Here is an 11,381-nt window from a genome sequence, read left to right as displayed (position 1 = left end):
ACTATCCCGGCTCGCCGAGCAGGGCGGCCCCGTTGTGCCACAGGACGTCGCGCAGCCAGTCGTCGCCGAGGCCCAGGTCGACCAGGGCGTCGAGCTGGTCGGCGTAAGGGAACGGGAGGGTCGGGAAGTCGGAGCCCCACAGCACGCGGGGCTGCAGGTCGGCCAGCATTGGCACGACCGCGGGGTCGAAGTGGTCGCCGAAGAACGGGCTCACCGCCATCGAGGTGTCGAGGAATACCCGCTCGTGGGTGGCGGCGAGGCGGGCGAAGTCGAGGCACTCGGGGGCCCCGAGGTGGGCCACGACGATCGTCAGCCGCGGGTGGGCCGCGAGCAGGCGGGCCATCGACTCGGGTCCGGTGAACTTGGTGCCGACCGGGCCCGACCCGGCGTGCACGAGCACCGGTGTGGTGCCGTCGGCCAGCACCTCCCAGACCGGGTCGAGCAGCGGGTCGTCGAGCAGGAAGCCGCCGACCTGCTGGTGGAGCTTGAAGATCTCCACGCCCTGCTCGACCAGCGCGGCGACGTAGTCGGCGGCGCCCGGCTCGGGGTAGAACGTGCCCGACCACACGGCCTCGGGCACCTCGGCGGCGAAGTCGCGCGACCAGTCGTTGAGGAAGGTCGCCACGCCGGGCTTGTGGGCGTAGGGCAACGTGGTGAAGCGGCGTACGCCGAAGGAGCGCAGCAGCGCGACACGCTCGTCGACCGGCTGGCGGTAGCGGATCGGCCACTCGCGCCCGATCAGCGGGCCGGCCTCGTCGAAGACCCGCCACACCGCCCGCTCGATGGGCGGCGGCAGGAAGTGGGCGTGGACGTCGATCAGGCCCGGGAGCCCGAGCCGCTCCCAGACCGCGCGGGCGCGCTCGACGGGCTCAGCGGGCTCAGCGGGCCCGACGGGCTCGGACTCACTCACTCATGCCCTTGAGCCGGCGTCCGACGGCCTGCTCGATCTCACGGTTGGCCTGGCGCTCGGCGAGGGTGTTGCGCTTGTCCCACGACTTCTTGCCCTTGCCGACGCCGATCTCGATCTTGGCGCGGCCGTCGAGGAAGTACAGCGACAGCGGGACGACGCTGAGGCCCTTCTCGCTGACGCGGCGCTCGATCTTGTCGATCTCGACACGGTTGAGCAGCAGCTTGCGCTTGCGACGGGCGGCGTGGTTGGTCCAGGTGCCCTGGGAGTACTCGGGGATGTGGACGCCGTGCAGCCAGGCCTCTCCCCCGTCGATGTCGACGAACCCGTCGACCAGCGAGGCCCGCCCCTGACGCAGCGACTTGACCTCGGTGCCCTGCAGCACGATCCCGGCCTCGTAGGTGTCGTCGATGGCGTAGTCGTGGCGTGCCTTCTTGTTCTGCGCGACCAGCTTGCGGCCCTGCTCCTTCGCCATGCGACCAGTCTCCCAGAAGCACGCAACGGGGTTGCAGGTGCCGTTACAGGTACTTCATCGGGTCGACGGCGACGCCGTTCTCCATGACGGTGAAGTGCAGGTGGCAGCCGGTCGACCAGCCGGTGGTGCCGGAGAGCCCGACGACGGTGCCGCGCTCGACGCGCTGGCCCTCGGAGACCCGGTAGGCCGACATGTGGTTGTAGATCAGCACCAGGCTCTTGCCGTTGACCAGCCCGAGCGAGAGGTAGAGCCGGTTGCCGTAGACCGAGTCGTAGTAGGTGTCGATCACGGTGCCGCCGGCGGCGGCGTAGAGGGGGGCGCCGCAGCCGGTGCCGAAGTCGGTGCCGTTGTGCAGGCTGTAGTAGCCGTAGATGGGGTGCACGCGATAGCCGTACGGCGAGGTCACCGGGCCGCTCGCGGGATAGCTGAGGTAGCCGTCGGACCGGCCCTTGAAACCGGTCTGGTCGCGCTGGCTGCGGGCCAGGGCGACGAGCTTGCGCGAGATGGCGGACTCGCGGGCCCGCAGCGTGCGCAGCACCTGGCGGTCGTGGGCGCGGGCGGCGAAGGCCCGCTGGCGGGCGTCGCGGGCCTCGCCGACCAGGCCCTTGACCTTCTGGGCGGCGGCGAGGGACTCGGTGTAGAGCGCCCGGACCTCCACGAGGTGGGCCGCGGCCTCCTGCCGCTTCTGCTCGACCGCTGCGGTGGTGCGCTCGACCTCTGCCCGCTCGGCGACGAGCAGGTCCTCGGCCTCGGCGAGGTCGTCGAAGACGGTCGACTGGCGGCTGGTGACGACCTCGTTGCCGAGCTGGCGGGCCCCGATCTCCTCCAGCGACCCGCTGTCGAGCACGTCGCCGAAGGCCTGCAGCCGGGGGTCACCGCCGGTGTAGATGGCGATCGCGGTGCGGCGTACGACGCTGCGCTGGCGATCGACGGCGGCCGAGGCGGCCTCCATGGCCGCCGTGGCCCGCGCGAGCTCGGCCTCGGCCTGCGCCAGCTCGACCTTCAGGCGGGCGTCGCGCTCGCGCGCGTCGGTCAGGCGCGTGCGGACGTCGGCCAGGCGGCTGCGCGCGTCGGCGAGCCGGTCGAGCACCTGGGTGAGCCGGCCCGTGGCCCGGACCACCTGCCGGCTGGCCTCGCGCAGGTCGTCGCTGGCGTCGGCGATCTTGCCCTTGACCTCGCGCTGCCGGGCGCGCAGGTCGTCGTCGTCGTCGGCGTGGGCCAAGGGCACCACGAGCGCGGCGAGCGAGACGACAGCAACGCAGGCAGCGGTGAGTCGCTGACGCGGAGCGCTGGGGAAGTAGCGCACAGGAAGAGCCATTTCGTCGGGGGAAGCGTCCGGGGAAGAGGACACCGTCGACGGTAAGGGACCCGCCTCAGAATCTGAGGTATTTGCGGGTCAGCAGGAGTGTCGGGATGACGGTGAGCAGCGGTCCGGCGACCCCGATGACCACGAGCGTGTAGAGGTAGTCCGACCAGCCGATGAACGGCAGCGCGTCGTAGGACGCGTCGAGGGTGTCGATGATGCCGAACTTGGTCAGCGCGGCCAGGGCGCCGGCGGCCAGGAGCACCCCGACAAACGCGTTGAAGACCGCCTCGAGCAGGAACGGCAGCACGATGAAGATCCGTGACGCGCCCACCAGGCGCATGATCTCGATCTCCTTGCGTCGGGCCAGCGCGGTGAGCCGGATGGTGTTGGCCACCAGCATCACCGCGGCGAGCAGCAGCACGGCCGCCGCACCCCACGCGGAGTACTTGATGACGTTGATGATGGTGAAGACGTTGCCCACGAGGTCCTTGGCCAGCACGATGTTGCGCACGCCGTCGAGGTCCTGCACGGCGCTGGCGACCCCCTGGTACTGGTTGGGGTTCTTCAGCGTGATGCGCAGCTCCTTGGGCACGTAGTCGGCCGTCAGCAGCGCGTCGGGGCCCTCGGTCTGCGCCTGGGTGACCAGGCCGAGCTTGATGAAGTTGTCGAGGCCCTCCTCCTTGGAGATCTCCTCCCACGAGGCGACCTCGGGGTTGTTCTCGATCGTGTCGACGATCGCCGCCTCCTGCGCGGCGGTCACCTCGGTGGTGCACTGCGGGTGGTCGGGGTCGTCGGGCACGCAGAGGTAGACCGACACCTTGAGCTCGTTGCCGATGACGTCGGTGGTGAGGCTGGCCTGACGGTTGAGCATCACGCCGATGCCGGCGAGGGTCAGCGACACGAAGAGCGTGAGGATCACGGCGGCGTGCATCGACATGTTGCGACGCAGGCCCTGGCGCAGGTTGGTGCTGACGTGGCGAAGCTGCATGAAGCGGGAGACTCCTGAGGATCGGTGAGTGGTCGGCGTACGGGCGGGCGGCCGGCCCGGGGGCCTAGTGCTGGAAGCCGTAGACGCCGGTGGCCTCGTCGCGCACGACGACACCGTGGTCGAGCTCGACGACGCGCTTGCGCATCTGGTCGACGATCCCGTTGTCGTGGGTGGCCATGAGCACGGTGGTGCCGGTGGCGTTGATGCGGTCGAGGAGCTTCATGATGTCGACCGAGGTGGTGGGGTCGAGGTTGCCGGTGGGCTCGTCGGCGATCAGGATCATCGGCTCGTTGACCATCGCCCGGGCGATCGCGACCCGCTGCTGCTCGCCGCCGGAGAGCTCGTCGGGCAGCCGGCCGGCCTTGTCGGACAGCCCGACCAGCTCGAGGGTCTGGGGCACCGTGGCCTTGATCTCGCGGCTGGAGTGGCCGGTCACCTGGAGCGCGAACGCGACGTTCTCGGCGACCGTCTTGCCCGGCAGCAGCCGGAAGTCCTGGAACACCGTGCCGATCTGGCGGCGCAGCCGCGGCACCTTCCAGGTGGCGAGGCGGTTGATCTCCTTGCCGGCGACGTAGACGCGGCCGCTGGTGGGGCGCAGCTCGCGCAGCACCAGGCGCAGCGCCGTGGACTTGCCCGATCCCGACGTGCCGACGAGGAACACGAACTCGCCCTTCTCGACGTCGATCGACACCTGGTTGAGCGCAGGCTTGCCGGGGCCGGGGTAGGACACCGTGGCCTTCTCGAAGCGAATCACCGAAAAGACGGTACTCGCATCGGGGGCCCGTCGACGCTTCGGCGTGTCGTGCCCCGGCCGGTCCGTAGGGTGGCAGGCGTGCGTCGTGTCCCCGTGCTCGTGGTCGCCGCCGTCGTGACGCTCGTGGTCGTGGTGGTCGGCCTGGTCGTCGTCAGCGGTGACGACGACCCCGCGCCGTCGACCGCGCCGGCGTCGAGCCCCACCCCCACCACCCCGCCCGTCGTGCCGCTGTCCGACGTCGACACCCTGACCACCGCCGTACGACGCGGGGAATTCTGCGACGCGGTCGCCCCCGAGGCGGTCGAGGCGGCGCTCGGCGCCCCGGCGACCGATACGACGTCGTACGGCGACGGGCAGGACGCCCCGGTCACCGGTCGGGTCCGCGACATCGCGCACGAGTTCGCCTGCGACTGGACCACGCGCACCGCCGCGGCCCGGGCGTGGGTCTTCGCTTCCCCGGTCACCCCGCGGTTCGCGAAGGAGCTGGTCGCCGGCGCGAAGCGGGAGCCCGGCTGCGCGCCGGTGTCGGGAGCCGCGTCCTTCGGCCGCCCGACGCTCGCCCTGCTCTGCCGGACCCCCCGCGGCCTCCAGGCGTCCTACCGCGGCCTGTTCGGCGACGCCTGGCTGACCTGCACGGTCGCGGGACGCCTGGACCGCGCCGAGGTCGCCCAGCGCGCCGACCGCTGGTGCGTGGCCGTGCTCGACGCCGTCGCCCGCTGACCCGTCGGTCAGGCCCCGACGACCCACCAGGCGGCGTACGGCGGCAGCCACAGCAGGCCGTCGGACCCGGCGGTGAGCGCGTGGTCGCCGAGCGCCTCGCGGGGCTCGGTGAGACCGAGGTCGTGGAGCCGGTCGAGCGGGAACGGCCGCGGCTGCGTGGTGACGTTGTAGAGCCCCACGAGGATGCCGCTCGGGTGCCGGCGGACCACGGCGAGCACGCCGTCGTCGGTGTCGGGGAGCACCGAGACCGGGGCCGAGGCGTGCAGCTGCGGCAGGCCCGCCCGCACCCGCATCAGGTGGGCGAGCCCGGCGTGGACGCGGGCGTGGTCGGTGGTGGGATCGCCCAGGGCGGCGAGGTCGGCGTCGGTGACGCGCGAGCGGTGCGCCCAGCGGTTGTCGTCGGCGTGGCCGGGCTCGTCGGCCCACGCGGGGTCGTCGGGCAGACCGAGCTCGTCGCCGCTCCAGATCACCGGTACGCCGCCCCAGCCGGCCACGACGGCGTGCGCGAGGTAGATCCGCGCGAAGGCCCCGTCGGGGTCCCGGCGGTGCGCGCCGAGCCCGGTGAGCGAGGCGGTCGTGCCGCTGATGCGCCGGTCGCCGGTGGCCGGGTTGTGCTGGAAGACCAGGCCCTCGGCCCACGACCCGGGGAACTCCCCGGCGTACCAGTCGGCGAGGAAGTGCCGGTGGCCCGGACCGGTCACGCCGACGGCGGCCGCGTCGGCGTCGTCGATCGCCCAGCCGATGTCGTCGTGGCAGCGCAGGTAGGTGATCCAGGTGCCGCTGGGCGGGGTCGGCGGCAGCGCGCCGAGCGCCTGGCGGGCCAGGCGGGTGTCGCCGGTCGCGAGCATCGACCAGACCTGCACCATCAGGCTGTTGTGGTAGGCCAGGTCGCTGACGCGGCCGGTGTGCTCACCGACGCCGAGGTAGGGCACGAGCTGGCGCGGACCGACGATCGCCTCGGCCTTGAACAGGGTCGCGGGCGCGGCCATCCGGGCCACGGCGCGCAGGGCCTGGGTGATCGCGTGGACCTCGGGCTGGTTCTGGCAGTCGGTGCCCAGGCGCTTCCAGAGGAAGGCGATCGCGTCGAGGCGCAGCACCTCGACGCCGAGGTTGGCCAGGTCGACGACGACCTGCGCGAGCTCGGCGAGCACGGCCGGGTTGGCCCAGTTGAGGTCCCACTGGAAGGAGTTGAACGTCGTCCACACCCAGGCGTCGAGCTCGGGCTCGAACGTGAACGAGCCGGGCGCGAAGTCGGGAAAGACCTCCGGCAGCGTCTCCTCGTAGCGGTCGGGCAGCGCGCGGTCGGCGAAGACGTGGAAGTAGTCGCGGTAGGTCGCGTCGCCAGCGCGGGCCGCCGCCGCCCAGGGGTGCTCGCGGGCGACGTGGTTGAGCACCAGATCGACGACCAGGCTGATGCCCTCACCGCGCAGGGTGGTCGCCAGGTCGCGCAGGTCGTCGACGGTGCCGAGGTCGGGGCGCACGGCGCGGTAGTCGGCCACCGCGTAGCCGCCGTCGTTGTCGCCCTCGCGCGGCCGCAGCAGCGGCATCAGGTGCAGGTAGGTCACGCCGAGGCTGCGTAGGTGATCGAGCCGGCCGGCGAGGCCCGCGAGGGTGCCGTCGGGGCTGAACCGCTCGGTGTAGCAGGCGTAGCCCACCTGCTCGGGCCCCTGGATCCGGTCGGGCCGCAGCAGCCGCTGCTCGTCGAGACGGCGCAGGTCGCGCGGCCGGTCGGCGTAGCCCCGCGCCGCGGTCTCGACCAGCCGCAGCGCCACCCGCTCGGGGTCGTCGTACGCCGCCGCGACCGCGCCCACCAGGTCGGGCCACCAGCGCTCCAGGCGCAGCAGGAACGTCTCGCGGCGGTGCCGCTTGAGGCCCGACAGCGCGGCCTTGGCGGCGGACCTGACCTGCTCGGGGACGCTCACGGGGCCACCGTAGTAGTGCCGCCGGCGAGGTCCGGTTCCATGGGGCCCGGGTCGGGTCTTGCTCGTCAGCTGTCCTGGGTGCTCCGGGTCTGGCGGCCGCGCGCGTAGCCGATCGCGCAATCGGCTTGCGGCGCGCTCAACGGCGGAGCCTCGTTCCTCGGCCCGCCGCCGCTGGCGCGGCCGCCCGACCCTCAGGTGCCCCGCTAGATCCACCGGGACGCTGAAGCCTGGACAGGGCCGCTGAAATTTCATCGTCCCTGAAGGGGCTCTATCGGCCCGGACGCACTGGTGGGGCAGGTGGGATGAGTCTCGGGTTGTCCGCGCCCACGAGGGCGCGGCTTGCCACTGCCCGTGCGCCGCACTCCGGGAGAGACTCGCGGTCAAGGACCGCGCAGCGGCGCAGCGAAGCGACGTCCTCGACGGCGAGACCCGGAATGCTAGGCGCGCGGACAATCCGACGCACCAAGACCTCAGGCCAGGCGGGACCCGTGGAGAACCCGACCGAGACCGGCCAACCCGTCAGGCGTCGGCCTTCTCGGAGCCGCGACGCCAGCGGATGCCGGCCTCGAGGAAGCCGTCGAGGTCGCCGTCGAAGACGGTGGAGGGGTTGCCCTCCTCGTAGCCGGTGCGCAGGTCCTTCACGATCTGGTAGGGGTTGAGCACGTAGTTGCGCATCTGGTCGCCCCAGCTTGCTTGGACGTCGCCGCGCATCGAGTCGAGGTGGGCCTTCTCCTCGGCCTTCTTGCGCGCCAGCAGCTTGGCCTTGAGCACGACGAGGGCGCTGGCCTTGTTCTGCAGCTGGCTCTTCTCGTTCTGGCAGGACACGACGATGCCGGTGGGCAGGTGGGTCAGGCGCACGGCGGAGTCGGTGGTGTTGACCGACTGGCCGCCGGGGCCGCCGGAGCGGAAGACGTCGGTCTTGATCTCGTCCTCGGGGATCTCGATCTCGTCGGTCTGCTCCAGCACCGGCACGACCTCGACGGCGGCGAACGACGTCTGGCGGCGGCCCTGGTTGTCGAAGGGGCTGATGCGCACCAGGCGGTGGGTGCCGGCCTCGACCGAGAGCGTGCCGTAGGTGTAGGGCGCGTGGATGGCGAAGGTCGCCGACTTCAGGCCCGCCTCCTCGGCGTAGGAGGTCTCGAAGACCTCGACCTTGTAGTCGTGCTGCTCGGCCCAGCGGATGTACATGCGCATGAGCATCTCGGCGAAGTCGGCGGCGTCGACGCCACCGGCGCCGGCGCGGATCGACACGAGCGCCTCGCGGGCGTCGTACTCGCCGTTGAGCAGGGTGCGGACCTCGAGGCTCTCGACGGCCTTCTTGACCTTCTCGAGCTCGCGCGCGGCGTCCTCGAGGGAGTCGTCGTCGCCCTCCTCCTGGCCGAGCTCGTGCATGATGCCGACGTCCTCGATGCGGCCGAGGAGCTCGTTGTAGCGGTCGAGGGTGCCCTGCACGGCCGACAGCCGCCCGGTGATGGTGGTCGCGCGGTCGACGTCGTCCCACAGGTCGGGCGCGGCGACCTGCTCGCCCAGGTCGGCGATCTCGACGCGCATGCCGTCGAGGTCGAGCACCTGGCCGATGGTGTGCATCGTCGCCTGGAGCTGCTTGATCTCGGTGTCGAAGTCGGGGCCTGCCACAAGGGGCAGGCTACTCGGCACCGCGCGGATCGTGAGATCGAGCCGGGGGACGGCTCAGCCGAACGGGTTCTGGTCGGCCAGCGTGACGGCGAACCCGACCCGGAACGGCGCGACCTGGTGGTACAGCCAGGGCCGGTCGATCCACAGGTAGGCGTCGACGTTGCGGGCGGCGAGCCGGTTGACGTGGTCGGGCAGGCCCCAGCGCGGGTCGGCGACGTCGGTGGTCGGCGGGATGCCCAGGGCGACGCAGAGCCGCTGGTCGGGGTTCCGGCACATCGGGGCCCAGTTGATCGGCTCGCTCGGCGGGACCTCCTTGCGGTACTGGGAGCCGGAGAAGCCGCGTCCGTTGTCGGAGGTGTCGACGACGAAGTGCGTGCCGGTGATGCCCCGCGCGGCGAGCGCCGCCACGATCCGCGACCCGAAGGCGACCGACTGCCGCGTGGTGTCCATGTGGGTGATGCTCAGGGCGAAGCCGCGGGCGTCGGCGACCCCGGCGTCGACGAGCAGGCGTACGGCGTCGGTGATGTCGTCGCGGAACCAGCCCGGTGAGCCCATGTCGATGTAGACGCTGGTGCGGGGCAGCGCGCTGAGCAGCCGCGCGGACCACGCGATGAGCTGCGAGGGCGCCTTCGAGCCGCCGGGGGCGCACCGCGCGAAGGGCCCGTCGGGCTGCAACACGACCGCCATCCGGGTGTCGCCGATGGCCCCGGCGACGTTGGTCAGGTAGCGCTTGTAGGACCGCGTCTCGGCCGCCGTGGGCAGCGCCTTGCAGGCGTCGCCCTCCCAGGGCGTCATCCGGAAGATCGTCATCTGCGCCATCACGTCGGGGTCGCCGCCGGTCTGGTTGTCGATGTACTCGTGGACCTTGCCGGCGACCTCGTCGTCGCTGAGCCAGCGCCCGAACCACTTGGCCTTCGGCTGCAGCAGGATCTCGCCGATCGCCGCCTTCGTGGCCCCCTCGGCGCCCAGCCACGGGTCGTAGGACTGCTCGGCGTGCCCGAGGTAGACGCCCCACTCCTGCCCGGCCAGCGGGTTGGTCGGGTTGGCGGCCAGCTGCGGCGTCGCGGCGCCGTAGGTCAGGACCCGGCTCTCACCGACCCCCTTGCTCCGCCCGCCGTCGGCGACCGACCGGACGGCGACCTTGTAGGTCGCGCCCTTCGCGAGGCCCTCCACGACGGCGGTGTGGGTGTCGGCGGCGACCCTGGCCCGGACGGTGCCGTCGACGAGCACCTCGTACGACGCCGGGGCGCCCTCGACCGGGTCGGACCAGCTGACGGCGAAGGCCGGGGCCCCGCCGGAGCGCACGTCGACGTCGACGCCGGTCGGGACGCCCGGTGCGGCGCCCGCCCGCGCCGCGGTCTCTGCGGTCGACGGGGCGGTGAGCGAGGTCAGGGCCAGCACGAGGGTGGCCGCGGTGGCGGCGCCCAGGACGCGGCCGCGAGCAGCGGTTCGGGACAAGGTCGGGCCCATCGGTCGGAGGTGGTCCGACCGGAGCATCGGCAGGCGGCGCCCGGGTCTTGAGGCGTTCAGGGGGCCAGGCGCACGACGTCCCAGCCGTGGTCGGTGCGGCGGTAGACCAGCCGGTCGTGCAGGCGGCTGGGCCGGCCCTGCCAGAACTCGACGACCTCGGGCCGCACGAGGTAGCCGCCCCACTCGTCGGGCGGCGGCACCTCGTCGGTGCCCTCGAAGCGCGCCTGCGCCTCGTCGTACGACGCCGCGAGGGCCGCGCGGTCGGCCACCACGCTCGACTGGTGGGAGGCCCACGCGCCGAGCCGGGAGCCGCGCGGGCGCTGGGCGAAGTAGGCCTCCACGTCGGCGCGCGAGAGCGGCTCGGCGACGCCGTCGACGCGCACCTGGCGCTCGAGGGGGTGCCAGGGGAAGAGCAGCGAGCAGCGCGGCTGCGCGGCGAGCTCGACGCCCTTGCGCGACGACAGGTTGGTGAAGAAGCGGAACCCGTCGTCGCCGACGCCCTTGAGCAGCACCGTGCGGGCCGCCGGCTGCCCGTCGGCCCCGACCGTGGCGACCACCATCGCGTTGGGCTCGTGCAGGCCGGCCGCGCGCGCGTCGTCGTACCAGCGGGCGAACATCGAGACGGGGTCGGCAGCCAGGTCGGACTCGGTCAGGCCGCCGGCGGTGTAGTCCTTGCGAGCGGCCTCGAGGGCGGCGCTCAGGTCGGTGCTCACGTCGGTGCTCAGGTCGGCTTCGGGGGACAGGGTCGGGTCGGCCATAGGAGGAACGTAGTGCGTGCGGCACAATGCCCGACGACGCAAAGAGGCCTCTCACCGAACCAAGGAGCGACGCATGACCGAGGTACACCACGGGCTCGAAGGAGTCGTCGCTTTCGAGTCCGAGATCGCCGAGCCCGACAAGGAAGGATCGGCGCTGCGCTACCGCGGCGTCGACATCGAGGACCTCGTGGGGCGGGTGCCCTTCGAGAACGTCTGGGGCCTGCTCATCGACGGCGCCTACACACCCGGGCTGGCCCCGGCCGAGCCCTACAACCTGCCGGTCCACACCGGCGACGTGCGCGTCGACGTCCAGGCCGCGGTGGCCATGCTCGCCCCCGCGTTCGGGTTCGGCCAGACCTACGACATCACCGACGAGCAGGCCCGCGAGGACATCGGACGCCTGGCCGTCATGGTCCTGTCCTACGCCGCACAGTCCGCGCGCGGCC

11 protein-coding genes are annotated in these 11,381 nt (G+C 72.3%); 2 read left to right on the top strand and 9 right to left on the bottom strand.

The genetic code is table 11. The annotated features are described in order from the left end of the window. Position 1: 1 nt before the first annotated feature. The 5 genes from FZC61_RS18910 to ftsE form a co-directional block, all read right to left on the bottom strand. Positions 2-910, bottom strand: a complete 909-nt coding sequence (locus FZC61_RS18910; RefSeq protein ID WP_148615746.1) for an amidohydrolase family protein — start codon at positions 908-910, stop codon at positions 2-4. Then, a complete protein-coding gene (smpB, locus tag FZC61_RS18905) occupies positions 903-1,382 on the bottom strand; it encodes an SsrA-binding protein SmpB (RefSeq protein WP_148615745.1) in 480 nt (159 codons plus the stop codon). Before smpB ends, FZC61_RS18910 begins: the two co-directional genes overlap by 8 nt. Before the next feature lie 43 nt (positions 1,383-1,425). Beyond that, on the bottom strand, positions 1,426-2,700 hold the full coding sequence (locus FZC61_RS18900) for a M23 family metallopeptidase (protein WP_148615744.1): 1,275 nt from the start codon (positions 2,698-2,700) through the stop codon (positions 1,426-1,428). Between the two features lie 55 nt (positions 2,701-2,755). After that, positions 2,756-3,676: a permease-like cell division protein FtsX gene (gene ftsX / locus FZC61_RS18895; protein WP_148615743.1), complete on the bottom strand. Its 921-nt coding sequence runs from the start codon at positions 3,674-3,676 to the stop codon at positions 2,756-2,758. Positions 3,677-3,740: 64 nt separating this feature from the next. Next, positions 3,741-4,430, bottom strand: coding sequence for a cell division ATP-binding protein FtsE (gene ftsE, locus FZC61_RS18890; protein WP_148615742.1), 690 nt, complete (start codon positions 4,428-4,430; stop codon positions 3,741-3,743). A gap of 78 nt (positions 4,431-4,508) precedes the next feature. Here ftsE and FZC61_RS18885 point away from each other — a divergent pair, with 78 nt between their 5' ends. Continuing rightward, a complete protein-coding gene (locus FZC61_RS18885) occupies positions 4,509-5,150 on the top strand; it encodes a hypothetical protein (protein WP_148615741.1) in 642 nt (213 codons plus the stop codon). Positions 5,151-5,158: 8 nt separating this feature from the next. Here the strand turns inward: FZC61_RS18885 and FZC61_RS18880 are convergent, their stop codons facing one another. The 4 genes from FZC61_RS18880 to pdxH form a co-directional block, all read right to left on the bottom strand. Next, positions 5,159-7,030 (bottom strand): alpha-amylase family protein, encoded by a 1,872-nt coding sequence (locus FZC61_RS18880; RefSeq protein WP_425465828.1) that lies wholly within the window; start codon positions 7,028-7,030, stop codon positions 5,159-5,161. A 561-nt stretch (positions 7,031-7,591) separates the two neighbouring features. Further along, entirely contained in the window at positions 7,592-8,707 is a 1,116-nt protein-coding gene (prfB, locus tag FZC61_RS18875; RefSeq protein ID WP_148615739.1) for a peptide chain release factor 2, read from the bottom strand. Between the two features lie 54 nt (positions 8,708-8,761). Next, positions 8,762-10,165, bottom strand: a complete 1,404-nt coding sequence (locus FZC61_RS18870) for a glycoside hydrolase family 6 protein (RefSeq protein ID WP_170286184.1) — start codon at positions 10,163-10,165, stop codon at positions 8,762-8,764. A gap of 68 nt (positions 10,166-10,233) precedes the next feature. Then, entirely contained in the window at positions 10,234-10,935 is a 702-nt protein-coding gene (gene pdxH / locus FZC61_RS18865) for a pyridoxamine 5'-phosphate oxidase (RefSeq protein ID WP_148615737.1), read from the bottom strand. Positions 10,936-11,008: 73 nt separating this feature from the next. Between pdxH and FZC61_RS18860 the strand changes: the two genes are divergently transcribed. Next, positions 11,009-11,381, top strand: a 373-nt coding sequence (locus FZC61_RS18860; protein WP_281289843.1) for a citrate/2-methylcitrate synthase, incomplete at its 3' end; no start/stop codon positions are given.

The organism is Nocardioides rubriscoriae (genome assembly GCF_008087085.1).
GTDB classification, from domain to species: domain Bacteria; phylum Actinomycetota; class Actinomycetes; order Propionibacteriales; family Nocardioidaceae; genus Nocardioides; species Nocardioides rubriscoriae.
The sequence above is the reverse complement of the archived record's forward strand: the minus strand, read 5'-3'. Positions and strand labels throughout refer to the sequence as shown.

Bases quoted from the DNA above. Each gene is read 5' to 3' on its own strand.
- pdxH (WP_148615737.1), bottom strand. From the start codon at position 10,935: ATGGCCGACCCGACCCTGTCCCCCGAAGCCGACCTGAGCACCGACGTG.
- FZC61_RS18900 (WP_148615744.1), bottom strand. From the start codon at position 2,700: ATGGCTCTTCCTGTGCGCTACTTCCCCAGCGCTCCGCGTCAGCGACTC.
- ftsX (WP_148615743.1), bottom strand. From the start codon at position 3,676: ATGCAGCTTCGCCACGTCAGCACCAACCTGCGCCAGGGCCTGCGTCGC.
- smpB (WP_148615745.1), bottom strand. From the start codon at position 1,382: ATGGCGAAGGAGCAGGGCCGCAAGCTGGTCGCGCAGAACAAGAAGGCA.